Annotated in this window: 26 protein-coding genes and 1 riboswitch; of the genes, 17 read left to right on the top strand and 9 right to left on the bottom strand. The window is 72.4% G+C overall.

Annotation, left to right across the window (positions count from 1 at the left end; translation table 11 throughout):
* The first annotated feature begins 67 nt into the window (after positions 1 to 67).
* From ACIRRS_RS05615 to ACIRRS_RS05575, 9 genes are all read left to right on the top strand, one after another.
* Complete coding sequence (locus ACIRRS_RS05615) at positions 68 to 2,359, top strand: FdhF/YdeP family oxidoreductase (RefSeq protein WP_402965450.1); 2,292 nt, start codon at positions 68 to 70, stop codon at positions 2,357 to 2,359.
* A gap of 117 nt (positions 2,360 to 2,476) precedes the next feature.
* Positions 2,477 to 2,654, top strand: a riboswitch (M-box (ykoK) riboswitch).
* Positions 2,655 to 3,003: 349 nt separating this feature from the next.
* Positions 3,004 to 4,653: an NRAMP family divalent metal transporter gene (locus ACIRRS_RS05610; RefSeq protein ID WP_402965447.1), complete on the top strand. Its 1,650-nt coding sequence runs from the start codon at positions 3,004 to 3,006 to the stop codon at positions 4,651 to 4,653.
* Positions 4,654 to 4,745: 92 nt separating this feature from the next.
* The gene (locus ACIRRS_RS05605) at positions 4,746 to 5,018 is read left to right on the top strand and encodes a hypothetical protein (protein ID WP_402965445.1); all 273 of its coding nucleotides are present in this window, start codon (positions 4,746 to 4,748) and stop codon (positions 5,016 to 5,018) included.
* 76 nt (positions 5,019 to 5,094) lie between these two features.
* Complete coding sequence (locus ACIRRS_RS05600; protein ID WP_402965442.1) at positions 5,095 to 5,343, top strand: hypothetical protein; 249 nt, start codon at positions 5,095 to 5,097, stop codon at positions 5,341 to 5,343.
* Positions 5,344 to 5,399: 56 nt separating this feature from the next.
* Positions 5,400 to 5,804 carry a winged helix-turn-helix domain-containing protein gene (locus ACIRRS_RS05595; RefSeq protein WP_402965440.1) on the top strand — a complete coding sequence of 135 codons (405 nt, stop codon included), beginning with the start codon at positions 5,400 to 5,402 and terminating at the stop codon, positions 5,802 to 5,804.
* A gap of 30 nt (positions 5,805 to 5,834) precedes the next feature.
* Complete coding sequence (locus ACIRRS_RS05590; protein WP_402965437.1) at positions 5,835 to 6,308, top strand: hypothetical protein; 474 nt, start codon at positions 5,835 to 5,837, stop codon at positions 6,306 to 6,308.
* Positions 6,308 to 6,733, top strand: coding sequence for a VOC family protein (locus ACIRRS_RS05585; protein WP_402965434.1), 426 nt, complete (start codon positions 6,308 to 6,310; stop codon positions 6,731 to 6,733). The genes ACIRRS_RS05590 and ACIRRS_RS05585 overlap by 1 nt, the downstream gene beginning before the upstream one ends.
* A gap of 84 nt (positions 6,734 to 6,817) precedes the next feature.
* The gene (locus ACIRRS_RS05580) at positions 6,818 to 8,548 is read left to right on the top strand and encodes an ABC transporter permease (RefSeq protein WP_402965431.1); all 1,731 of its coding nucleotides are present in this window, start codon (positions 6,818 to 6,820) and stop codon (positions 8,546 to 8,548) included.
* A gap of 44 nt (positions 8,549 to 8,592) precedes the next feature.
* Positions 8,593 to 9,936 (top strand): nitrate/sulfonate/bicarbonate ABC transporter ATP-binding protein, encoded by a 1,344-nt coding sequence (locus tag ACIRRS_RS05575; protein ID WP_402965428.1) that lies wholly within the window; start codon positions 8,593 to 8,595, stop codon positions 9,934 to 9,936.
* Between the two features lie 391 nt (positions 9,937 to 10,327).
* Here the strand turns inward: ACIRRS_RS05575 and ACIRRS_RS05570 are convergent, their stop codons facing one another.
* The 3 genes from ACIRRS_RS05570 to ACIRRS_RS05560 all read right to left on the bottom strand — a co-directional run bounded on the left by ACIRRS_RS05570 (position 10,328) and on the right by ACIRRS_RS05560 (position 12,738).
* Complete coding sequence (locus tag ACIRRS_RS05570) at positions 10,328 to 10,819, bottom strand: RICIN domain-containing protein (protein ID WP_402965425.1); 492 nt, start codon at positions 10,817 to 10,819, stop codon at positions 10,328 to 10,330.
* Between the two features lie 175 nt (positions 10,820 to 10,994).
* Positions 10,995 to 12,041 (bottom strand): AraC family transcriptional regulator, encoded by a 1,047-nt coding sequence (locus tag ACIRRS_RS05565; protein WP_402965422.1) that lies wholly within the window; start codon positions 12,039 to 12,041, stop codon positions 10,995 to 10,997.
* A 208-nt stretch (positions 12,042 to 12,249) separates the two neighbouring features.
* On the bottom strand, positions 12,250 to 12,738 hold the full coding sequence (locus tag ACIRRS_RS05560) for an SRPBCC family protein (RefSeq protein ID WP_402965420.1): 489 nt from the start codon (positions 12,736 to 12,738) through the stop codon (positions 12,250 to 12,252).
* A gap of 64 nt (positions 12,739 to 12,802) precedes the next feature.
* Between ACIRRS_RS05560 and ACIRRS_RS05555 the strand changes: the two genes are divergently transcribed.
* A complete protein-coding gene (locus tag ACIRRS_RS05555) occupies positions 12,803 to 13,384 on the top strand; it encodes a TetR family transcriptional regulator (RefSeq protein ID WP_402965417.1) in 582 nt (193 codons plus the stop codon).
* Here ACIRRS_RS05555 and ACIRRS_RS05550 read toward each other — a convergent pair.
* Positions 13,381 to 14,400 (bottom strand): helix-turn-helix transcriptional regulator, encoded by a 1,020-nt coding sequence (locus ACIRRS_RS05550; protein ID WP_402965414.1) that lies wholly within the window; start codon positions 14,398 to 14,400, stop codon positions 13,381 to 13,383. The two genes, ACIRRS_RS05555 and ACIRRS_RS05550, sit on opposite strands and share 4 nt — an antisense overlap.
* 114 nt (positions 14,401 to 14,514) lie before the next feature.
* On the opposite strand from ACIRRS_RS05550, the gene ACIRRS_RS05545 reads away from it, so the two are divergent.
* Positions 14,515 to 16,116 (top strand): DHA2 family efflux MFS transporter permease subunit, encoded by a 1,602-nt coding sequence (locus tag ACIRRS_RS05545; protein ID WP_402965411.1) that lies wholly within the window; start codon positions 14,515 to 14,517, stop codon positions 16,114 to 16,116.
* Positions 16,117 to 16,168: 52 nt separating this feature from the next.
* Here the strand turns inward: ACIRRS_RS05545 and ACIRRS_RS05540 are convergent, their stop codons facing one another.
* Positions 16,169 to 17,062 (bottom strand): oxidoreductase, encoded by an 894-nt coding sequence (locus tag ACIRRS_RS05540; RefSeq protein ID WP_402965409.1) that lies wholly within the window; start codon positions 17,060 to 17,062, stop codon positions 16,169 to 16,171.
* A 68-nt stretch (positions 17,063 to 17,130) separates the two neighbouring features.
* On the opposite strand from ACIRRS_RS05540, the gene ACIRRS_RS05535 reads away from it, so the two are divergent.
* From ACIRRS_RS05535 to ACIRRS_RS05525, 3 genes are all read left to right on the top strand, one after another.
* The gene (locus ACIRRS_RS05535; protein ID WP_402965406.1) at positions 17,131 to 17,673 is read left to right on the top strand and encodes a nucleoside deaminase; all 543 of its coding nucleotides are present in this window, start codon (positions 17,131 to 17,133) and stop codon (positions 17,671 to 17,673) included.
* A gap of 249 nt (positions 17,674 to 17,922) precedes the next feature.
* On the top strand, positions 17,923 to 18,417 hold the full coding sequence (locus ACIRRS_RS05530; protein WP_402965404.1) for a GNAT family N-acetyltransferase: 495 nt from the start codon (positions 17,923 to 17,925) through the stop codon (positions 18,415 to 18,417).
* Between the two features lie 170 nt (positions 18,418 to 18,587).
* Positions 18,588 to 18,761, top strand: a complete 174-nt coding sequence (locus ACIRRS_RS05525; RefSeq protein WP_402965401.1) for a hypothetical protein — start codon at positions 18,588 to 18,590, stop codon at positions 18,759 to 18,761.
* A 197-nt stretch (positions 18,762 to 18,958) separates the two neighbouring features.
* Here the strand turns inward: ACIRRS_RS05525 and ACIRRS_RS05520 are convergent, their stop codons facing one another.
* Together ACIRRS_RS05520 and ACIRRS_RS05515 are read right to left on the bottom strand one after the other, a co-directional pair.
* Positions 18,959 to 20,125: an alpha/beta hydrolase family protein gene (locus tag ACIRRS_RS05520; protein ID WP_402965398.1), complete on the bottom strand. Its 1,167-nt coding sequence runs from the start codon at positions 20,123 to 20,125 to the stop codon at positions 18,959 to 18,961.
* A 106-nt stretch (positions 20,126 to 20,231) separates the two neighbouring features.
* Positions 20,232 to 20,792, bottom strand: a complete 561-nt coding sequence (locus ACIRRS_RS05515; protein WP_402965397.1) for a GNAT family N-acetyltransferase — start codon at positions 20,790 to 20,792, stop codon at positions 20,232 to 20,234.
* Between the two features lie 67 nt (positions 20,793 to 20,859).
* On the opposite strand from ACIRRS_RS05515, the gene ACIRRS_RS05510 reads away from it, so the two are divergent.
* From ACIRRS_RS05510 to ACIRRS_RS05500, 3 genes are all read left to right on the top strand, one after another.
* Positions 20,860 to 21,300 carry a hypothetical protein gene (locus tag ACIRRS_RS05510; protein ID WP_402965394.1) on the top strand — a complete coding sequence of 147 codons (441 nt, stop codon included), beginning with the start codon at positions 20,860 to 20,862 and terminating at the stop codon, positions 21,298 to 21,300.
* Entirely contained in the window at positions 21,297 to 21,761 is a 465-nt protein-coding gene (locus ACIRRS_RS05505; RefSeq protein ID WP_402965391.1) for a hypothetical protein, read from the top strand. The genes ACIRRS_RS05510 and ACIRRS_RS05505 overlap by 4 nt, the downstream gene beginning before the upstream one ends.
* 154 nt (positions 21,762 to 21,915) lie before the next feature.
* A complete protein-coding gene (locus ACIRRS_RS05500; protein WP_402965389.1) occupies positions 21,916 to 22,419 on the top strand; it encodes a DUF5959 family protein in 504 nt (167 codons plus the stop codon).
* Here ACIRRS_RS05500 and ACIRRS_RS05495 read toward each other — a convergent pair.
* A complete protein-coding gene (locus ACIRRS_RS05495; protein WP_402965386.1) occupies positions 22,365 to 22,982 on the bottom strand; it encodes an HAAS signaling domain-containing protein in 618 nt (205 codons plus the stop codon). The genes ACIRRS_RS05500 and ACIRRS_RS05495 overlap by 55 nt on opposite strands.
* Positions 22,979 to 23,359 (bottom strand): PadR family transcriptional regulator, encoded by a 381-nt coding sequence (locus ACIRRS_RS05490; protein ID WP_402965383.1) that lies wholly within the window; start codon positions 23,357 to 23,359, stop codon positions 22,979 to 22,981. The genes ACIRRS_RS05495 and ACIRRS_RS05490 overlap by 4 nt, the downstream gene beginning before the upstream one ends.
* Positions 23,360 to 23,399 lie beyond the last annotated feature (40 nt).

Raw genomic sequence — 23,399 nt, 5'->3', positions numbered from 1 at the left:
CCCCACCCGCCGGACTAGCCTCGACCCCCGGGGGCCCTTCCGTTACGCGGACACGAAGGCGGACACCGTGACCAACGCCGATGACGAGCAGGTCGGCCCCTCCCCCGCCGGGGAGCCGCACTTCGCGCCGTACCACCACCCCGCCGCCGGCTGGGGCGCCGCCAAGAGCGTCACCCGCTTCCTGGCCCGCGAGGGCACGTACGTGGACGGGCCGCGCGCCGTCATGAAGATGAACCACGAGAACGGCGGCTTCGACTGCCCCGGGTGCGCCTGGCCGGACGACACCAAGGGCCTGCACCTGGACATCTGCGAGAACGGCATCAAGCACGTCACCTGGGAGATGACCCGCAAGCGCGTCGGCCGCGAGTTCTTCGCCGCGCACTCGGTGACGGAGCTGGACGGCTGGAGCGACTTCGCCCTGGAGGACCAGGGCCGCCTCACCGAGCCGATGGTGTACGACGCGGCCACCGACCACTACGTGCCGATCAGTTGGAAGGACGCCTTCGCCCTGGTCGGAGACGCCCTGCGCGGCCTGGACGACCCGAACCGGGCCGCCTTCTACACCTCCGGCCGGCTCGGCAACGAGGCGACGTTCCTGTACCAGCTGATGGCCCGCGAGCTGGGCACCAACAACCTGCCCGACTGCTCCAACATGTGCCACGAGGCCAGCGGCCGCGCGCTCCAGGCCTCCCTCGGCACCGGCAAGGGCACCGTCGACCTCAAGGACTGGGAGGTCACGGACGCGCTGTTCATCCTGGGCGTCAACGCGGCCTCCAACGCGCCCCGGATGCTGACCTCCCTCGCCGAGGCCTTCAAGCGCGGCGCGCAGATCGTGCACGTCAACCCGCTGGTGGAGGCGGCGGCGACCCGCACGATCATCCCGCACGACTTCACCGACATGGCGCTCAACCGGGCGACCCGCACCAGCACCCTCAACCTCCAGCCGCGCATCGGCGGGGACATGGCACTGCTGCGCGGCATGGCGAAGGCCGTCCTGGAGCAGTCCGCCACGGACGAGAAGGCGCTGGACCAGCTGTTCATCGACCGGCACACCGAGGGCTTCGAGGCCTACCGCAAGGTCTGCCTGGACACCCCCTGGGAGGAGATCGAGCGCCAGAGCGGCCTCGGCCGCGCCGAGATCCTCGGGGCCGCGCGGATCTACCGGGAGGCGGACCGCTCGATCTTCTCCTGGTGCCTGGGCGTGACCCAGCACGAGCACGGCGTGGACACGGTGCGCGAGATCGTCAACCTCCTCCTCCTGCGCGGCAATCTGGGCCGCGAGGGCGCCGGCCCCTCCCCCGTGCGCGGGCACAGCAACGTGCAGGGCAACCGCACCTGCGGCATCGACCACCGCCCGTCCACGGCCTTCCTGGACCGCCTCGGCGAGGTCTGCGGGTTCACCCCGCCGCGCGCCCACGGCCTGGACACGGTCGGCACGATCGAGGCGATGCGGCGCGGGGAGGTCACGGTCTTCGTCGGCATGGGCGGCAACTTCGCGCTGGCCGCCCCGGACACGCCCTACACCTACGAGGCCCTGCGCGCCTGCGAGTTGACGGTGCAGGTCAGCACCAAGCTCAACCGCAGCCATCTGGTGCACGGCCGCGCGGCGCTGATCCTGCCGTGCCTCGGCCGCACCGAGAAGGACCACCAGCGCGCGGGCGTGCAGTCCACCTCCGTCGAGGACTCGATGAGCATGGTGCACCTGTCGGTGGGCATGAAGCGCCCGGCCTCCCCGCACCTGCTCTCCGAGCCGGCGATCGTCGCCGGGATGGCCCGCGCGGCGCTGCCGGACAGCCCGACGCCCTGGGAGTGGTACGTCGAGGACTACGACCGCGTCCGCGACACCATGGCCCGGGTCCTGGACGGCTTCGAGGACTTCAACCGCCGGGTGCGGCTGCCGCTGGGCTTCCGGATCAAGCAGCCGGCCCGCGAGCTGGTCTTCCTCACGCCCTCGGGCCGGGCCGAGTTCTCCGCCGCCCCGCTGCCGGACGTCGTCCCCGCGCCCGGCACCCTGGCGCTGGGCACCATGCGCTCGCACGACCAGTGGAACACCACGATCTACTCGGACAACGACCGCTACCGGGGCGTGAAGAACCTGCGCACCCTGGTGTTCCTCAACCGCGACGACATGCGCGAGCGGGGCATCGGCGAGTTCGACCCCGTCGACATCACCAGCACCGCCCGGGACGGCAGCACCCGCTCGGTGCAGGGCTACCTGGCCGTCACGTACGACATCCCGCGCGGCTGCGCGGCCGGGTACATGCCGGAGCTCAACGTGCTGTGCGCGATCGGCGACTACAGCACGCAGAGCGACCAGCCGATCATGAAGCACCTCAACGTGACGGTCACCAGGGCGTGAACGCGGGCGGAGGCCCGGCCTCCGCAAGAGCCCCGGATCCACCCCACGAAAGGTAAAGGTTCTACCAAGTACGCAAGTATGGCCCTCCGGCGGGGATATGCTTCTGGAGGTTTGAAGAAGGCACCTCGTTCGGTGAGGCTTCTTCACGGACACAGGCCACTGATCCGACGACGTCGAGAGACGCCCAGGGTTAGGACAGATCTTCCCGACCTAAGGGTTGATCCGAAGTGGCTTCCGGCTCGCACGAGCTGGACACGCCGTGGAGTGCCAAAGCTCTGACGAGTTGGGGTGAGCCGGCATCTTCGCGCGTCCACGCGCCGCGTCGGCGAACTCCTTGCCGCGTCGATGACACGCACCACGGGGTGCGTCGACCGGGAGGAGGCGAGAGACATGGATTGCAGTAGTCCGGGCCACAGTTGCCCCTACCCCCGCTTGTCCTCGTACACCTCCGGCACGCGGTAACCACCTTCCCTGCGCGTCCATCTGACGCATCGTCACCTCACCACAGCGCGCGGCTCCGCCATGCCCGTACACCGCTACGGGCCGCATCGCCGCGCGGCGATGCGCCGCGCCCACTCGCAGGGAAGATCGCTGCTGCGTGCCCCCGACCGCCCCCACCTGTCCAGGGGCACGGGAGGAACGCCATGACCACCAACTCCACTCTCGACTCGAAGGTTCCCGGGCCGCGTTCCGCGGTGCTGGACGACGCCCACGTCGGCGACATCAAGGGTGCCCTCGGCACCATCCGACTCGACGACGACGCACCGCGCCAGGGGTTGTCGGCGAGACTCAAGACCCTCCTCGCGATCGTCGGCCCCGGCCTGATCGTGATGGTCGGCGACAACGACGCCGGCGCCTTCTCCACCTACGGCCAGGCCGGCCAGAACTACGGCACCCAGCTGCTGTGGACCCTGCTCATGCTGGTCCCCGTCCTGTACGTCAACCAGGAGATGGTGCTGCGCCTGGGCGCTGTCACCGGCGTCGGCCACGCCCGCCTGATCCTGGAGCGCTTCGGCAAGTTCTGGGGCGCGTTCAGCGTCATCGACCTCTTCCTCCTCAACGCCCTCACCCTCGTCACCGAGTTCATCGGCGTGACACTGGCGGCCGGGTACCTGGGCCTGCCCAAGGTCGCCTCGGTCGTGCTCGCGGCGGCGATCATCATCGCCTCGGCCTTCACCGGCTCCTTCCGGCGCTTCGAGCGCGTCGCGGTGGCGCTGTGCATAGGCTCGCTGCTGCTGGTGCCGATCTACTTCGTGATCCACCCGAAGACCTCGCAGATGGCCCACGACTTCGTGGTGCCGCAGATGCCGGGCGGCGCGGGCGAGTTGGCGGCCGTGATGCTGGTCATCGTCTCGATCGTGGGCACCACCGTCGCCCCGTGGCAGCTGTTCTTCCAGCAGTCGTACGTCATCGACAAGCGGATCACCCCGCGCTTCATGAAGTACGAGAAGGCCGACCTGTGGATCGGCATCGTGATCGTGATCGTCGGCGCCGCCGCGATGATGGGCTTCACCGCCGCCGCCTTCGCCGGGACCGACGCGGTCGGCCAGTTCTCCGACGCCGGCGCCATCGCCAAGGGCCTGGAGGACAAGGCCGGTCACCTGGTCGGCGTGCTGTTCGCGATCGCCCTGCTGGACGCCTCGATCATCGGCGCCTTCGCGGTCTCGCTCTCCACCGCCTACGCCATCGGCGACGTCTTCAACATCAAGCACTCGCTGCACCGCGGCGTGAAGGGCGCCAAGGGCTTCTACGCCGTCTACGCCGGTCTCGTCGTCGCGGCGGCCGCCATCACCCTGCTGTCCACGGACTACACCCAGGGCCTGATGACGCAGTTCGTCCAGGTGCTCGCCGGGGTGCTGCTGCCCTCCGCCACCGTGTTCCTGCTGCTGCTCTGCAACGACAAGGCCGTCCTCGGCCCCTGGGTCAACGGGCCCAAGACCAACGCCTTCACCTCACTGGTGGTCGGCGTGCTGGTGATGCTCTCGCTGATCCTCACCGCCGCCGTGGTCTGGCCGGACATCTCCTCCGACTCGATCCTGATGATCATGGCCGGGTGCGGGATCGCCGGGGTGATCGTCGCCGGGTACTTCTTCCTGGCCGGCCGCAAGGGCACCAAGGAGGACCCGATCGACCGCACCGGCCGCGAGAACTGGCGGATGCCTCCGCTGGAGACCCTGCCCAAGCCGGTCATGTCCACCGCCCGCAAGGTCGGCATGGGCGCCCTGCGCGCCTACCTGCTCCTCGCGATGGTCATGGTGATCATCAAGATCGTCCAGACGGCGCTCAACCACTAGACCCGCTCGGGCCGGGGTGGCGAACACCTCCCACCCCGGCCCGGCACCGGAACCCTCGACCGCCCCTCCCGGGGAAGGAAGGAAGTACGGCTGTGCGCACCACCCTGTTCCACCGCTGCCCGAGCGTCCGCCTCGCCCTGCACGACGGCGTCGAGCGCGAGTACCGCCTCGACGACCCCGGCGCCTGCCCCCGCTCCGGCACGCCCGACACCCCGGCCTCGGCGTACGAGCCGCGTGTCCACCTGGCCTACCTGCTGGCCCGTCAGGGCCACCGCCCGGACTGGCTCGCCCGGTTCGCGGACCTCCCTCCGGCCGCCGCGCGCCGCCTCGCGGGCGCCGCCTCGCGCGGCTCGCACCACTCCTGACGCTCCGTCAATGACTTCTGACGCACCGTCATACCTTTCCTTTCGTCCACGGCCCCGTCACGGAGGTGACCCCGCCATGTCCATCGTCGCCGCGTTCCACTCCACCGCCCTCCCGTCCACCGATCGCCGCCCCCTGCGCGCCGCGCTCGCCGCCCTCGGCCGACGGCTGGCGGAGAGCCCGCTGGACAGCCCCGTCCTGAAGACCGTCCCCGCCCCCGCCGCGCCGCCCGTGGGCCGCCCGGCCCCGCTGCGCGCCCGGTGGCGGCCCGTGACCGGCGCCGACGGCCGCACCCGACTGGAAGCCAGCTGGCACGCGGCCCACTGAACGGCCCCGAACCGCCCCGAACTCCCCTCCTCCTACCAGCCGAAGGAGCATCCGCCATGGCCGTGCGCTACCCCAGGCTCGACGCCATCTTCTCGGACCACGCGTCCGCCCCCGCCCGCCGCACCCAGCCCGCCGCCCGACCCGTGCGCGAGTCCCCCGAGAACTCCAGCCTGGTGGTCGACGAGGCCCAGCGCACCGTCACCGTCGACGGGCAGCAACTCGCCTTCCCGTACCTGGAGTTCGAACTCCTCGCCCACCTCGTCGGCAACCCGCTGCGGGTCCACTCGCGCCGCCAGCTGATGGAGACGGTCTGGGGCCGCCCGGACACCGGCGACACCCGCACCATCGCGACCCACATCGCCCGCATCCGCCGCAAGCTCGGCCCCGGGCACCGGGACACGATCGCCACCGTCCGCCAGATCGGCTACAAGTACGACCCCCGTCTCGCCCAGGTCGCCTGAGACCGCTCCCACTCGGAGGAGGACACCGCCATGACCACCGTCACCCCGTTCCCCCCGATCACCAGAGGGACCGCCCTGGGCGGCGTCCTCCTCCTGGTCGTCGTCGAGGGCGTCGCCGTCGGCCTCGCCCCCGACCGCCTGCGGCTCTTCCTCTCCGGGGTGCTCGTCGGCGCCTCGGTCGCCGGCCTCCTGCTCGCCCTGCTGCTGGCCCGGAGCCGGCGGCGGGCGGGCCGACCGGCCGGGGCCCCGGCCGGCGAGGACGACACCCAGTGGTTCAGCGCCCGCTCGCTGGAGGGCTTCCCGATGGAGCAGGTCCGCCCCCTGCTGCTCGCCCCCGACGCGCCCGGCCTCAACCGCCTCTACACCGCCTGGATCTTCGCCACCCACGGCCACGACCCCCAGTGGATCGCCCACCACCTGGACCTGTCCACCCCCACCGCCCGCCTCCTGGTCGCCGCCGCGCGGCGCCACGCCACCGCCGCCCCGCTCGAAGGGAGGCCGTGATGATCACGGCTCTCGACCACGTCCAGCTCTCCGCCCCGCCCGGCAGCGAGGCCCTGCTGCGGGCCTTCTACGGCGACGTCCTGCAGATGGCCGAGATCCCCAAGCCCGGGCCGCTCACCGGGCGCGGCGGCTGCTGGTTCGCCGCCGACGGCGGCCGGGTCCGGCTCTACCTCGGCATCGACGAGCGCTTCCGCCCCAGCACCAGGGCGCACCCCGGGCTCTCCGTCTGCGAGATCGACGAGTTCGCGCTGCGGCTGTCCGAACTCGGCGCCCAGGTCGTCTGGGACGACAGCCTGCCGCCCGGGCGCCGCTTCTACACCACGGACCCGGTGGGCAACCTGCTGGAGTTCGTCGAGGCGGCCTCTACGGCCTCCTCCACCACGGCCTCCGCCACGGCCTTCACGACGGCCTTCACGACGGCCTGATCCGGCCTTCGAACACGGGTTCATTTGCGTACGGACGTCCCGAGGGAGCAGACTGCCCGGGTTTGCGCGCCGGAGGTAGCCGTCATGTCCCTTCTGAAACCGGGCCCCGCCCGGGCGGCGGGTCGCGCGGCCGGGGTGAGCCGGGTGGACCTGCTCGTCGCCGCCGCCGTCCTCGTCCTGCTCTACCTCGCGCTGAGGGTCGGCCAGGGCACCACCGTCCGCTTCTCCACCGCCCGGGGCGCCGTCGACACCGACCCGGCCCGGCTGCCGTACGACGCCGCCCGCTCCCTGCTGCGGATGTTCGTCGCGCTCGCCCTCTCCGTCGTCTTCACCTTCGGGTACGCCTACGCCGCCGCCCGCAGCCGACGCCTGGAGCGGGTGCTCATCCCGGCCCTGGACATCCTCCAGTCCGTGCCCGTCCTCGCCTTCCTCACCGTGGCCGTCTCCGGCTTCCTGGCGCTGTTCCCCGGCTCGGTGCTCGGCCTGGAGTGCGCGGCCGTCGTCGCGATCTTCACCTCCCAGGCCTGGAACATGACCTTCGGCTTCTACCAGTCGCTGGTCTCCCTGCCGCCCGAACTCGACGAGCTCTCCCGCTCGTTCCGGTTCAGCCGGTGGATGCGCTTCTGGAAGGTCGAACTGCCCTCCGGCATGATCGGCCTGGTATGGAACGGCATGCTCAGCTTCGGCGGCGGCTGGTTCTTCCTCGTCGCCTCCGAGGCGATCACCGTCGACAACGAGCGCTACACCCTGCCCGGGGTCGGCGCCTACGCGGGCGCCGCCATCGCGGCGGGGGACCTCGGGCGGGTCGGCTGGGCGATCGCGACCATGGCGGTGCTCGTCGTCGGCGTCAACTTCCTCTTCTGGCGGCCGCTCACCGCCTGGGCGGAGCGCTTCAAGAACGAGCAGTCCGAGGCCGGCGAAGTCCAGCGCTCCGTCGTCCTCGACCTGCTGCGCCGCTCCCACTGGCCCGCCCTGCTGCGCAGGCTGCTGCGCCCGGTGGGCCACGGGCTCGCCCGGTTCGGGCGGGTCTTCGGCACGGACGACCGTCCGCTGGCCGTCTCCCCCGCGCGCCGCCGCACCGGGGACGCCGCCTTCGCCGTGGCGGCGGGCGGCGTGGTGCTCTGGGGCGCCGTCGACCTCGGCCGCTACCTCTCCGAGCACACGGGCCTCGGCGTCTTCGGCGAGCCGCTGCTGCTGGGCCTTGCCACCCTCGCCCGGGTCGTCGTGCTGGTCGCGGCGGCCACCGTGGTGTGGGTGCCGATCGGGGTGGTCATCGGCTTCTCGCCCCGGCTGACGAGGATCGCCCAGCCCGTCGTCCAGGTCCTCGCCAGCTTCCCCGCCAACTTCCTGTTCCCGCTGGTCGTCTGGCTGCTGCTGCGCACCGGGCTGTCCATCGACGTCGGGGGCGTGCTGCTGATGGCGCTCGGCGCCCAGTGGTACATCCTCTTCAACACCATCGCCGGGGCCATGGCCATCCCCACCGACCTGCGCGAGGCCATGGACGACCTCGGCGTGCGCGGCCTCCAGCGCTGGCGCCGGCTGATCCTGCCCGGGATCTTCCCCGCGTACGTCACCGGCGGCATCACCGCCTCGGGCGGCGCCTGGAACGCCTCGATCGTCTCCGAGGTCGTCACCTTCGGCGGCACCACGCTCACCGCCACCGGCCTCGGCGCGTACATCGCCCGGGCGACGGCGGACGGGGACCACCCCCGGCTGCTCGCCGGGGTCGCGGTGATGAGCGTGTACGTCGTCGCCCTCAACCGACTGTTCTGGCGCCGCCTGTACCGGCTGGCCGAACGCCGCTACTCGCTCTGAACACTGGCTCTGAACACTCGCTCCGATCGCCGAGGTCCCCGCCGATGCGCCTGCCCTTCACCCGCCGCCCCGCCGCCGCGCCCGCCCCCGCCCCGGTGTCGGAGGGCGAGAGCCTGCTGGAGGCCGTCGGACTGACCAAGTCCTACGCCGGGGCGGACGGCGAACTCCCCGTGCTCTCCGGCATCGACCTGACCGTGCGGTCCGGGGAGATCGTCGCCCTGCTCGGCCGCTCGGGCTCCGGCAAGTCGACCCTGCTGCGCTGCCTGGCCGGCCTCATCCCGCCCAGCTCCGGCAGCGTCTCCTACCGGGGCGCCCCGCTCACCGGTGCCAACCCGGGGACGGCGCTGGTCTTCCAGAACTTCGCGCTGCTGCCCTGGCTCACCGTCCGGCAGAACGTCGAGGTCGGACTGGAGGCCCAGGGCGTGCCCCCGCGCGAGCGGGCCCGGGCCGCCGACCAGGCCATCGACCTGATCGGCCTGGCCGGCTTCGAGTCCGCCTACCCCAAGGAGCTGTCCGGCGGGATGCGCCAACGCGTCGGCTTCGCACGGGCGCTGGTCGTCGAGCCGGACGTGCTGATGATGGACGAGCCGTTCTCCGCCCTCGACGTGCTCACCGCCGAGAACCTGCGCGGCGAGCTGCTGGAGCTGTGGGAGTCCGGGCAGTTCCCCACCCGGGCCGTCGTGCTCGTCACCCACAACATCGAGGAGGCGGTGCTGATGGCCGACCGCGTCGTCGTCCTCGGCTCCCGCCCGTACGGCACCATCCGCGAGACCGTCGAGGTCGGGCTGGAACGGCCGCGCGACCGCGACTCCGAGGAGTTCGACGCCCTCGTCGACGAGGTCTACCGGATCATGACCGGCCGCCCCCTCGCCCCCCGCCCGGCCACCCGCCCCGACCGCCGCACCGTCGCCGGCACCCCGCTCCCGCACGCCAGCGTCGACGGCCTCTCCGGCCTCGCCGAGACCCTCGCCCACCGCGACGGGCGCTGTGACCTCGCCGACCTCGCCGACGAACTCGCCCTCGACATCGACGACCTGCTCCCCCAGGTCGACGCCCTCGACCTCCTCGGCTTCGCCGAGATCCACGGCGACGACCTGCTCCTCACCGACGCCGGCACCGCCTTCGCGGGCGCCGACGTCCAGGACTCCCGCGCCATCTTCGCCGACGCGGTGGTGGAGGTCCCCCTCGTCAAGCTGATCGCCAACAGCCTCCACGGCCACCCCGACGCCACCGTCCGCGCCGGCTTCTTCCGCGACCTGCTGGCGCACCACTACACGAGCGAACAGGCCGACCGGCAGCTGGAGACCGCCACCGACTGGGGCCGCTACGCGGGCCTCTTCGCCTACGACGCGGCCCGCCAGGAGTACCGCCTGGAACCCCCGGCGTAGCGCCGGGGCGAGCCCGCCGAGGCCGGGTTCAGCAGCACCGGCCGGCGAACGCGAACCGCCCGCCGGCATGGGCCGACGGGCGGTCGCGAAGGATCGGGCGGGTCAGGAGTTCGTCCGGACCGTCCAGTTCTGGTCGGGGCGACGGCGAAGCATGTGGTCTTCCCTCTTCGTCAAGGGGGGATGAAACAGAGCGGCCCGCTCGGCGGCGCGACCCTGAGGAGCACCCTCCTATCCCCCGAAGGAGGGTGCCCCACCTCGCCCTGGCGCGGCTACGACCGCGCCGGGCTCCCCGTTCTGATCATGGTAGGCCGTGGAGTGGGACGGGAGTCGACACGGAGTGCTCATCTGTGTGCATTCCGTCTCCCCTCCGGGCAGATCCCAGGAATCAGGATCAGTAGGAGCGCCACCACTGGTCGGCGTAGTCCAGGCAGTCGTACTGGAACACGCGGTTCCCGTTCTCGGGCCCCTGCACCACCAGGCACTTGCCGCTGTTCACGTTGTGGAACCGGATCTGCGCGCCCAGGCTGACCTCGATCTGCCAGAGCTGGTCGCGGTAGTCCAGGCAGTCGTACTGGACCGCGGGGTTCCCGTTCTCGGTGCCCCGCACCACCAGACACTTGTTGCTGTTCGTGTTCTGGATCTTGTAGATCCCCAGCGTCGAGGTCTGGATCGGGTGCCAGGCCTGGTCCGGGTAGTCCAGGCAGTCGTACTGGACCGCGGGGTGGTCGTTGTCGAACCCCTGAACCAGCAGGCACTTCTGGCTGTTCGCGTTCTGGTAGTGCGCACCGCTGACGGCCGAGGCCGGGCTCGCCGCGCCCAGCATCGCGGCGGCGGCCAGGGCCGCCGCCGCGAGGACCGCACCGGTCCGCTTGGCGTTCTTCACGGTTCGAAGCATTGCTGTTCCCCTCGTTCTCGGAGTGCTGGAACACATTCGCGTCGATCTCGAACGACTCCGAATTCCCCCCTTGTGGAACTCGGCCACCCGGCGCTTTCCGAACCCCCGCGCCGGGCTTCCCCGTTCGCTCTCCACGGTAGGTCGCGGTCCTGGCAGGAACTCCTCAATCCGTCGTCGACTCTGCGCTCTCCATCGCACGTCCGATAGGCCCGCTTACCGTCCCGCGCCGGTGCTCGCGCGGCGTCAGCCCGTACGCGGCCTTGAAGGCCCGGCAGAAGTCCGAGGCCCGCAGCAGCCCGCAGCGGGCGGCGACGGCGTGGATGGGAAGGGCCCCCAACGCCGGGTCGACCAGGTCGCGGTGGGCCTTGGCCATCCGCTGGCTGCGGATGTACGAGGCCACGGTCTGGCCGTGGGAGTACTGGGTGAACAGGCGGTGCAGGTGGCTGACGGAGATGTGGTGCGCGTCGGCGACCACCGGGGGCGCCAGGTCGGGGTCGTGGAGGTTGCGCCGGATGAACGACCTGACGCCCTCCACCGTGGTGCGGTCCCGGGCGTCCGGCGACAGGGCGCTCTCGGCGTCGAGCTCCCGGGCGATCCAGGCCGACACCAGGTCGACGGCGACCGCCCCGAGCCTGGCCCGCTCGGCGGGGCACAACTCGGCGGCCCGGCGGTCCAGTCCGACGAGGAAGTCCGCCAGGAGCGCGCCCGTCCCCCGGCGTCCGTTGATGCCCCGGCCGAGGAGGACGCGCAGGCGCTCCGGGGGGATCGGCACCAGCGAGACGGGCAGGTCGATGCCGACCCCGGCGACCCCTCCCCCCTCCTCGCAGGGGGCGCCGAGACCCAGGTACCGGCTGTCGTAGGCCGTCTGACTCGACGTCAGGACGATGTCCCCCGCATCGTGCGCCTCGACCTGCCCCCGGCCGAAGGAGCCCCGCAGGGCGCCGGCCGTCAGCAGCGTCACGTGGTAGTGGTACTCGTCCGCCTGCCGGACCATCCGCTCCGTCCGCCGGAAGCGGGCGGACGGGAACGACGTCCCGAACACGGTCACCGGCCCCAGCTCGGACCGTCGGATCTCCGCCGTGAAGCTCTCCACATGGGGAGTCGACGTCTCGCACATCCTCGTCCGCAGCAGCAGTTCCCGCCACTGCTCGAACCGCTCTTCCCCCGACAGGCCGCAGTCCTCGGCCACACCCTGCTTCCGCACGTCCATCCTGGCCCCCAGACCAACTTCCCCCGCCGACACGGCGGAGCCCCCTCCGACACCGTCCACCGGACGCGACGCACTCGCACGCGCCCGCAGTCCACTAATGCGCGACGCGGGACCCGGCGTTGCACCGGCAGTTTGCAGAGGAGACGGAAAGCATGGAACAGGAGACGATCTGTCGAGCCGTCAGAGTCGACCCGTCGGAGTCGACCCGTCAGCGCGGACGGCGAGCGAGGGTGCGCAGGAGGCGTACCGCGAAGCCCCACCGCGCCGGTACGGGCACCTCGCCCCCGCAGGCCCGGACGCCCCGGTCGAGCCCGTCCTCCAGCAGCGCGTCGTGCAGCCACCGGAAGACGAGCGGCCAGCTGAGCCGCGCCGCGCCGTGCGTACGCATCGCCAGCGTGTGCCTCAACAGCGTTCCCCCGGGGGCCGGTTGGACGGTGAACTCGTGGAACCCGTCGAACCCGCGCGGCCCGGTGAACTCGAACCGCACCCACCGCCCCGGCTGGTACCCGACGACGCGGTAGCGGACGGGCCCATGGCCGCCTCGGGCGCCGACGGCGAGCGGGCCGTCCAGCCGCATGCGGGGCCAGGCGCGGGCGGGCCAGAGCCGGTCGTCCGGGCCGGAGAGCCCGTCGACGAGGGCGCCGACCTCCGACTCCGGTGCGGGCAGGACGCGTTCGTGGATGTTGAGCACGGGCACGGCGGGTGGACCCCCTCGTTTTGGATGCTTCTCTCCAATTGAAGTGGAGAGTACTCTCCACTTCATGCCCAGGCCACCCCGTCACGACGAAGCCACGCTCCTCGACGCCGCCGTCCGCCTCGCCGCGGCCGGCGGGCCACCCGCCGTCACCATGTCCGCCGTGGCGAGGGAGAGCGGCGCGCCCAACGGGTCCGTCTACCACCGGTTCCCCCAACGATCCGCCCTGCTGGCCGAGTTGTGGCTGCGGACGGTCGGCGAGTTCCAGGCCTCCTACCTGCCCGTCCTCGAACAGCACGCCGAACCGCGCCTCGCCGCCGGGGCTGCCGCCCGACACGTCGTCGCCTGGGCCCGCGCCCACCGCGAGCGGGCGGTCGTCCTGCTCCACGGCGCCGAGGCGTTCGGCAGGGCCGAGTGGTCCGAGGAGCACCTGCGCCGCGAACGGCGGGACAGGCGGCGGGTCCGGGAGGCGGTGACGGCACTGGCCGCCCGGCTCGGCGCCGAGACCCCCCTGGACCTCGACCGGATCACCCTCGCCCTCGCCGGCCTCCCCCTCGCCGTCATCCGCCCCCACCTCCACGCGGGCAGCGCCCTGCCCGTCCACGCGGAGGAGTTGGCCGAGCGCGGCGCGATCGACCTGCTGCGCTAGGCCCGGGGCGCCCCGGCACCCAGGCGGGCGCTCACCCGCCGTGCCGCCTCGGCGAGTTCGGGCGGGCCCTCGACGGTGAACGGACGGTCGAAGGTGACGAGGAAGCCGATCAGCGCCGACCAGGACCACGCCCCCATCCGGATGCGGGTGATCTTCTCGTCGACCGCCTCGAAGCTCGCCGCACCCGGCGCCCACCGCGCCACCAGCCCCGCCGGGCACTCCATCAGCACGGTGCCCCAGCACGGCCAGGCGTCCGCACCGTCCCCCCGGTCCGGCCGGCTCCGGACGAAGCCCGCGATGTCCGCCTCCGGCACCTCCCGAGGAGCGAACCGCCAGGCGGTGGTGCCGAGTTGCGCGATGCGGTCGAGCCGGTAGGCGTGCCAGGAGTTCCCGCGCTGGTCGTACGCCACCAGGTACCAGCGCCCGGACCAGACGACCAGCCGGTGCGGCTCGGCCAGGACCTCGCCGCCCGCCGTCGACCCGCCCTCCGTCGACCCGCCCGCCGTCGACCCGCCCTCCGCCGGCCCGCCCTCGACGGACCGGTAGGCGAACCGCGCCAGCTCACGCTGCTGCGCGGCGGCGCTCAGCCGCGCCAGCAGCGCCGGGTCGACCTGCGGCGGGGCCAACTCCCAGGCGTTCTCGATCTGTTCGACCGAGAACGCCTCCAGCCTGCGGGCCAGATGCGGAGGCAGGAGGTCCTTGACCGAGTTCAGCGCCCGCCGCGTGGCGTCCCCCATCCCGGCCACCGAGGCCGGAGCCGTCTGCAGGGCCAGCGCGATGGCGACGGCCTGCTCGTCGTCGACGACCAGCGGCGGCAGCCGCGCTCCCCGGGCGAGCCGGTAGAAGCCCGCGGGGCCCTTGCGCGCCGCGACGGGGTAACCCAGTTCGCGCAGCCGGGCGATGTCGCGCCGGACCGTCCTCGGGGACACCCCGAGCCGCTCCGCCAGGCCGTCGCCCGTCCACTCCTTCTGCGCCTGGAGCAGGCCGAGCAGCTCCAGCGTTCGGTTGGCGATCACCAACTGCCCTCCGGTTCGGGGGAGTAGAGGTCAGCGTACGTCCTGTACCGCTGGCAGGGTGCCTCTGTCGCGGAGGCCACGGACCGCCTCCGCCCAACAGAACGGAGCCACGCCGTGTCCCGTACCCTCGCCCGGCCCTCACCCGCCTCGCCCGCTTCCTCGTCCGACCGCCGCGCCTGGCTGGGCCTGGTCACCGTCTCCCTCGGCGTCTCGCTGGTGGTCGTCGACTTCACGATCGTCAACGTCGTGATGCCGCCGATCATCGACGACCTCGACGTCTCCGCCGTCGGCGCCCAGTGGATCCAGGAGTCCTACGCGATCGCGCTGGCCGCCCTGCTGCTGGTGACCGGCCGCCTCACGGACCTCCTCGGAGCCCGCAGGCTGTTCGCGGCCGGGACGGTGCTCTTCGGGCTGGCCAGTATCGGCGCGGCGGCCGCACCCACCGGCGGCCTGCTGATCGCCGCCCGGGTCGCGCAGGGCGTCGGCGGCGCGATCGTCATGCCGACCTCGCTCGCCCTGCTCAACCTCACCTTCCGGGGCCCGGACCGGGGCAAGGCGTTCGCCGTCTGGGGCTCGACCATCGGGGCGGCCGCCGCCGTCGGGCCGCTGCTGGGCGGCTGGCTCGCCGGCTACTCCTGGCGGTGGGCCTTCGGCATCAACATCGCCGTCGTCGCCCTGATCCTCGCGGGGGCGGCGAGGTACCTGCCGCCCTCCCCCCGCCGGCCGGGGCGCCTCGACGCCACGGGCGCGATGCTGTCCGTCCCGGGCCTCGGGCTCCTCGCGTTCGCGCTCATCGAGGGCCGGGAGTACGGGTGGTGGGCACCGCGCAAGGCCCTCGGCCCCTTCGGGGACGGCGCGGGGCTCGGCCTCTCGGTCGTCCCGGTGGCCCTGGCCGCCGCGGCGGGCTGCCTCGCCCTCTTCCTCCGCCGCCAGGCGCGGCCCGCCCGGCGCGACGGCACGGCGCCGCTCGTGGACACCTCGCTGTTCCGCATCAAGTCCTTCAGCACCGGCACCGCCGCGACGCTCCTCATCGCCCTCGCCGAGTTCGGCCTGCTCGCCGTGCTCCCGCTGTGGCTCCAGTACGCCCTGGGCTACTCCCCCGTCCGGACCGGCCTGCTGATCCTCGTCGTCGCCATCGGCAGCTTCGCCGCGAGCGGCGCGAGCTTCGGCCTCGCGGAGAAGGCCGGGCCGATCGGCCTGGTCCGCACCGGCCTCGCCCTGGAGGCCGCCGGGCTGCTGATGTTCGGCCTGCTCGCCGACAGCGACTCCCCGTGGTGGGTCATCGCCGCCGCCCTGTTCCTGTACGGGACGGGGGTCGGCTTCGCCACCGCCCAGGTCACCAACGTCGTCCTGGCGGACGTGCCGCCGCAGCGCGCCGGCCAGGGCTCCGGCATCCAGAGCGCCGCACGGCAGCTCGGCTCCGCGCTCGGCATCGCCGTCCTGACCTCGACGTTCTTCACCGCCCTGGCCACCGACCTGTCGGACCGCCTCACCCGGCAGGGAACACCCGGGGCCGACCACCTGTCCTCGACGGTCACCGACAGCGCCGGTGCGATGATCTCCGGCCTCGCCTCCGACCCCCGGACGGCCTCCGTCGCCCAGGCCGCCCGCGAGGCCATGTCCCACGCCGTCCGGGTCGACGGCTGCGTGTGCGCCGCGCTGCTCGCGCTCGGGATGCTGGCCACCTTCCTGATCCCCCGGCCCGCCGCTTCCTAGCTGACGACTCGTAGGGCGACGGCCTGGTGCAGGCCGTCGCCCCGGGGTCTCGCTACCGCTCCAGGGCGGCCAGGTCCTCCTCGGAGAGCCGCAGCGCGCCCGCCGCCACGTTCTCGGCGAGGTGGCCGAGATCCCCCGTGCCGGGGATCGCCAGCACGTGCGGGCCCCGGTGCAACGTCCACGCCAGCCGCACCTGGGCGGGGCTCGCGCCGAGCCTCCGCGCGACCGCCTCCACCCCGCTCTCGTCCCCGACCCCCGCTGCTCCGGCCTCGCGCCCCTGGCCCGCGATCGCGTAGAACGGCACGAAGGCGATGCCCTGCTCACCGCAGAGGCGCAGCACCTCCTCCTGCTCGGGCGAGGCACCGAGGCCGTACATGTTCTGCACGCAGACCACCGGCGCAATCGCCTGCGCCTCGGGGATGTGGTGCGCCCGGACGTTGGACAGCCCGAGGTGGCGGATCAGCCCCGCCTCCCGCAACTCGGCGAGGGCGCCGAAGCGTTCGGCGATGGAGTCCGTACCGACGATGCGCAGGTTCACCACGTCGAGGTGGTCCCGCCCGAGCTGGCGCAGGTTCTCCTCGACCTGCCCGCGCAGCTGCGCCGCCGTGGCGTGCGCCGTCCAGTTGCCCCACGTGTCGCGGGCCGGGCCGACCTTGGTGGCTATGACGAGGTCGTCCGCGTACGGCGCCAGGGCGCTGCCGATCAGCTCGTTGGCGGAGCGGAGCGAGGAGAAGTAGAAGGCCGCCGTGTCGATGTGGTTCACCCCGAGCTCCACCGCCCGCCGCAGCACCCCGATCGCCTCCCCCCGGTCGCGCGGCGCGGCGCCGGGCGCGAACGCCGCGCCGTACTGCGGCAGGCGCATCGTGCCGAAGCCGATCCGGTTGACCGTACGATCGCCGAGCCGCCATGTGCCCGATGCTGCTGCTGTGATCATCTCTACTGTCATGGCGGAATCATCGGCGAAAGGTAGCGTGACGAGCCACCGGATTCACCGGACGGAGAGGGATCGCACCCATGCTGAACAGGCGCCACTTCATCGGAGCGGTCGGCGCGGCCGGCCTCGTCGCCGCCACCCCGGCTTCTGCCAGGGCCTCCTCCTCACACGAACACTTCATGGCGGCCGCCATCGAGGAGGGCCGCAAGAACGAGCGCTACCCCTTCGGTGCCGTGATCGTCCGAGGGGATGTCGTGGTCGCGCGCGGCGTCAACGCCCACTCCGTCAACCCCGCGTACCACGGCGAGATGGCCGCCATCGACGACTACGCGCAGCGGCTCGGCAGCCAGGGCTGGGAAGGCCTCAGCCTCTACACCACTGCTGAACCGTGCCCGATGTGCATGAGCGCGTGCGCGTGGAGCTTCATCGACAAGGTGGTGTGGGGGACGTCCATCGAGGGGCTTCGGCGCACGGGGCTGTACCAGATCGACATGTCGGCCATGGCTGTCGCCGAGGCGGCGTCGGAGTTCTACAGCCCGAAGCTTCTGCTGGGCGGGGTGCTGGTCGAGGAGACGGACGAGCTGTTCCGCTGCGCCCAGGCCATTCGCGACGGCGAGGAGTAGGGGCGCACAACGGGAGCGTGCGCGGTCACGGTGCGCATGCGATGAGTCGCTTTACGGAGCCCGGCCCTCGTCTTCTCCGCCTCCGCCTGGGAATCCTTCGTCGCAGCCGTCCGCGCGGGCGAGCTCTAACCCTGCGCTGCGGCTGGTTCGTTGGCTTGCCTCGTCCGGGCGGGGCCACGATAGAGTCCCCCGTAGTTCGAAAGCCTTCCGGTCCGCCGGAAGGCTTTTCGCGTTCTTGAGGGGATTCAGATGACAGACCTCACCGTCCGCCGAGCGTGTGCCGACGACCGCGACGTCCTGGAGCGGCTCTGGCCGCTCTTCCTGCACGACATGTCGGACTACTGGAACCTCCTGCCGAACCCCGACGGCACCTACCGCCGCGAGTGGCTGGAGTCCGCACTCACCGATCCGACCTGGTGCGCCTACCTCCTCCGGTCCGACGACCGGCCGGTCGGCTTCGCGTTCGTCCGCGCACTGGACGGCGACGCGCGGGTGCTGAACAGCTTCTTCGTGGTGCGCGGGGCACGCCGCTCGGGCTTCGGGCTGCGCGCCGTGCTGACCGTCCTGGCCTCGCACCCCGGCCGCTGGGAGATCGCCTTCCAGGAGCGGAACGCCGACGCGGCGCGCTTCTGGCGCCGCGTCGCCTCCGAGGTCGCGGGCGAGGCGTGGACGGAAGAACTGCGCCCGATCCCCGGGAAGCCCGAGGAGCCGGCGGACACCTGGCTGGCCTTCGAGGCGCGCTAGCCGTCCGCAGACGCTGTGACCGCGCAGGTTCACCGGTTTGTGCCGCCCGGGCGTAGCTGCGGTTCTCGGAGTACGCCCTCCGGTACAAGAACCGGACAGGCACCGGCCGGAACCGCTCCGCCGCCGTACGCTTGCCCGGATCGCACGATCGTTCACCATGGGGGGCCTACATGAGTGACCATCTCGACCACGCGCGCCGCCCGGCATATCTGGCAAGGCTGCCGAAGAGGCTCGGGCCCGACGCTCTCATCAATGCCGCAAAGGTCGAGGCCTATCTCGCCATCGCGGCCGCCATCGCCTACCGGCGCGGGGACTCGGCCGACGAGACTCCTCGGCCTCAGTGACATCGGCTGCTCCGGCTGTCGCCTGACCGCCTGCGGGCAGGACAGGGGCGGTTCACCTGGCCGGGGGCCGTCGGCGCCGACCCGGTGGACCTGTGCGGGCTGTTCTTCTCCACCCTGATCCGACGTCAACGGCGGTGGCCAGTTCGTCTCCCCGACGAACTGGCCACCGCCGACCACGAGGCACAGCGCCGCCCGCACTACGGCTGCTGGAAGGTCACTTCCGGGTTGTCCGGCGAGGGGCCGTCCATCAGCGGGCTGTCGATCCCCTTCAGCGTCCGGTCGAAGAACGCCGTCACGTACTCGCGGGTGATCTCCATCCCGCGTTCCGGGGAGAGGGGCGACGCCGAGGGGAACCCGGCCTGCTTCTGGAGCAGGTTCTGGTCGGCGAAGCTGAAGTGGTTGGCGCCGGTGACCGTCAGCCACTTCTTGTAGCCGCCGAAGGCGTCCCATGCCTGCTTCCACACGGCGTCGTCGCCGCCCGAGCCGGGCGCGTGGCCGTCGGCCCTGCCCAGCATGAGGAACGGCCGGTTGATCTGGCCGGGCGTCGGGACCGGGAAGAAGGTGCCGTCCATGTCGACCCCGGCCCCTACGCGCGGGTCGGCGATCATCGTGGCGGCCGCCGCAGCTCCGCCGAGGGAGTGTCCGGCCATGCCGATCTCGTGCTTGTTGATGAGGTGGGCCAGGCGCCACGCGGCGTTTCCGTGCGTCAACTGGTCGATCACGAAGGACACGTCCTTCGCACGGCCGGCGGTTTCGGCGTCGAAGTCGGTCGTGTCCGGGTGGTCGCAGACCACGCACGGCGCCGTCTGACCGTCCGCCAGCGTCTCGCCGCTGTCCTCGTAGGTATGGCCGACGAGGGCGACGACGTAGCCGTGACTGGCCAGGTCGGTCGCGAGCGAGGTGAGCATCATGCGCGGGTTCTCGGCCGCGGCGGAGAGGACCACCAGCGGGTGCTTGCCGTGCTGCGGCCGCGCGCCGTCGAAGGCGTGCGTGGTGACGGCGGCGAGGTTCTCCGGGGTGACACCCGCTCGCGTCAGCACGGGCTGGCGCTCGATGATTCCGGCCGCCTCGCCGAGGGTCATGTACGGCGCCGGGGTCCCGGTCCCGGCGGCGGCCGGGTAGACCATGGTGACGGCCAGTTGGCGGGGGCCGGACGACGGCACCCACGGGTCCATGCGGTTCTCGTCGGTGAGGTGGATGACCTCCTCGCCGACGGCGTAGGGGCCGGTCGGCGCGGGGAGTTCGCCGTGGAAGGCCGGCGCGGCCGCCGGTGCGGGGGTTGCGGCGAACCCGGCGCCGGTTCCGGCGACGAGCGCGGAGAGGGTCAACGCGGCGACGGCGGCCAGACGGTGATTGCGTTTCATGGGGGCAACGCTAGGGTTCGGCGGCTCCGCCTCGCATCACCCCTCGGAGGCAGACGCCCCGGTGCCGTTCGTAGCCCCCGCGAGGTACCGGAGTCGTGCGCCAGGGCTATGTCGTGGGTCGCGGGGCTCCCTCGTCGGCGCCTCGGTCCGCCCTCAGCAGCCAGCCCGTGCCGGCGGCGAACCCGACGCCCTGGAAGGCGGGGCCGGACCGCACCCGCTCGAAGCCCAACTCCCGGTGCAGATCGAGGGATGCGCGATTCCCGGCGGACACGAAGCACCACACCGCCTCGCCCCTCCCCCACACCCACTCCATCCGCCACCGGGTCAGCGACGCCCCCAACCCCCGGCGGCGCCAGGCCGGATCGACCGTGACCCCGGTCAGGTAGTACCCGGCCGGGGCGCAGTCCTGCGGATGTTCGGGCAGGTACGCCACGCTGGCGTACCCGACGGCCTCGCCCGCCACCTTCGCGGTGATCACCACGCCCCGCTCCCCGCCGATCGCCCGGCGGATCCGCACCGCCCACTCCCCCGCCTCGCCACCACGCGCCCGCGCCTGTAACCGCGCCAGCACCGCGACGTCCTCCTCGACGGCCTCCGCGACCACCGCGGCGACGGGCTCCCGCCGCTCGCCCGGCTCCGGCACGTACGCGGCGAACCGCAGATCCATCCCCGTCATCCCCCTCGCAGAAGATAAGTTCGGCGCCAGGACCGCCACCACCTCCATACTCTGCACGATGACGAGATCAACGGACGTCGAGGAACTCCGCTCCCTGGTTGCCCACCTGATCGGCGCCGTGGTGGAACGGACAGGCGTTCCCCTCGACGGGGAGGGCCGGTTCGGCCTCCGACTCAGAACGACGGAGTCGCGGCCCCGGTGGCTGATGGTCCACGCCGCCGCCTGGCGCCTGGCCTCGCCGGACGCCGTGGTGGCCGCGTCCGGCGACCGCACGGACCGGTTAGCCGAGGACCTCTCCACACTGACCGGCCGGGAGGTCACCGCGCTGGACGTGCGGCTGCCCGGCTGGGAGACCGTTGTCCATTTCGGAGAGCTGGAGTTGAGGATCTTCCCCCTCTACCACCGCACCTCCTCGGCCGTCCCGGACTGGATCCTCCGCAGCCCCTCGGGCCGGCACCTCGCGGTCGGGCCGGGGCCGCGTTGGGCGGCGACGGCATGACGGTGGTCGATCTCGCCGATGCCCACCGCCGCATCGCCCCGCTGCTCGGACTGCCCGCATGGGACGTACGGCGGGGCCACGGCAGCTTCGTGACGGTGGAGTTCGGCGCACCCCTGCCGCCCGACGACCGGTCGGGCCGCGTCCACGGCCGGTGGCACCTCTGGATCGAGATGGCCGCGTGGCGCCTGGAGACGGCCGACGAGGTCCTCGTCGGCTCCGAGGACGAGGGGCTCGAAGAGGCACTGGCCCGGCTCGAGGGCCGACCGCTGACCGGCGTCGTGATCAGGCCGCCCGCGCTGGACACCCGGTTCGACTTCGACGGGCTGCGGCTGGAGACCTTCCCGATCTACCGACCGGACCCCGAGGACGGGGAGTTCGACCACTGGACCTTGTGGCTCGGCACCTCCGGGGAGGTCCTGGTGGCGCGCTCCGAACTGACGGTGGAACCGTCCGGGGGTTGAGTCACACCGCTACGGCTGCGGCGCGGTTGCGGGGCGGTTGCGGTTGCGGTTGCGGGGCGGTTGCGGGGCGGTTGCGGTTGCGGTTGCGGTTGCGGGGCGGAACGCCCTGGATCCGGGCGAGGATCTCTCAGGACACACCGAGGAAAGGACAGTTGTGGGCGGCAGTGTTCCGAAGGCGCTCATCTCCCTCGCGGACGACGAGGGGAACAGCGTCACCGTCAACGTTCTCGGCCTCGTCGCCTGGTGGCCGGCCGGTCTCGATGCCGAGATCGTCGTCAGGACGCCGTTCGTGTCGGGCCGCATCGGCCTGCTCTTGTCCGCCTCGGACCTCGAGCACTGGGCGGACGCCTTGGACGGGCTCGACGGGGGCGAGGACATCGCCTGGATGGAGATGAGCAGCGGGCCGTCCGTCTTCGTCCAGCTCAGCGGCGAGCGCGACTGCCCCGAGGTGGTCGTCGAGGACGAGTCCGGGTCCATGGTCACCGTGCGCGTCCCGCTCGTCCCGCCGGACGGCTGGATCGCCGACCACCGGCGACGCCTGCGTGCGGTGATGGACCACTGGGTGCTGCTGCTCGCTCCCTGGGGGGCGGGTGCCCCGGGGTGTCACACCGCCACGGCGGCCGCGCGGAGGCGGGCGGCGGAGCGGGAGAGGCGGTAGGCGGCGAGGAGGGTGGGGCAGAAGCCGAGGGCGCAGGCCACGAGGAGGCCGGCGGGGGTCAGGCCCGAGGAGGAGGCCACGGAGACGACGCCGGCGGCGAAGGGCGTGAGCAGGAGCGGGCTCAGGAGGAGCAGGGCGGCCTGGGTCTTCTCGCGGCGGGTCCACTGCGCGGACTTGCCGACGCGGACGGCGGCGACGACGGCCGTGACCAGCGCGAGCACCGGCCCGATCGCCGGGACGAGGAGGAGCGGCAGGGGCAGGACGGCGAGCAGGACGGTGGCGTTGGTGCGGCGGGCGGTCTCGGGTTCGGGCGCGAGCGCGGTGGCGGTGGCACCCTCCTCCGCCAGGGCGGCGTCGGCGATGCGGCGGGGGCTGCCGAGCTGGTCGAGGACGTGGCGGACGGCGGCCTCGTCGGTGGGGTCGGTCTCGGCGAGGGCGATCTCGACGTGCTCGCGCAGGTCCGCCAGGAGTTCGCGGCGGCGGTCGGCGGGCAGCGGGGCGGTGCAGCGCTCGACGGCGTCGAGGTGGGCGCGGACGAGGGGGTGCTCGGTGGGGTGGTTCACGGGGTGTCTCCCGGGGAGAGGACGTGGTCGACGGTTTCGCGGAAGGCGGGCCAGAGCGCGGCGAACTCTCCGAGTGCGCTGAGCCCGGCTTCGGTGAGGGTGTAGTAGCGGCGCGACGGCCCGCTGGGCGAGTCGCGCAGGTAGGTGTCGGCGAGCCCGCTGCGGCGCAGGCGGGACAGCAGGGGGTAGATGGTCCCCTGGCTGGTCGCCAGCATCGGGAACCGTTCGAGCTCCTGCAGCAGCTCGACGCCGTAGCGCGGCCCGTCCCGCAGCAGGGCCAGGACGCAGTACTCCAGCACGCCCTTGCGCAGTTGGGTCGCGACCGGCCCGTCCGCGGCGTCTCCGCCGCCTTCGTGCTGTGCAGTGCCAGGTACCATGCATCGCAAGATAGCATGCGAAACAAGGTTCTGGGAGGGG

It is taken from the genome of Kitasatospora sp. NPDC101183, from assembly GCF_044767945.1.
Classification (GTDB): Bacteria; Actinomycetota; Actinomycetes; order Streptomycetales; family Streptomycetaceae; genus Kitasatospora.
The sequence above is the reverse complement of the archived record's forward strand: the minus strand, read 5'-3'. Positions and strand labels throughout refer to the sequence as shown.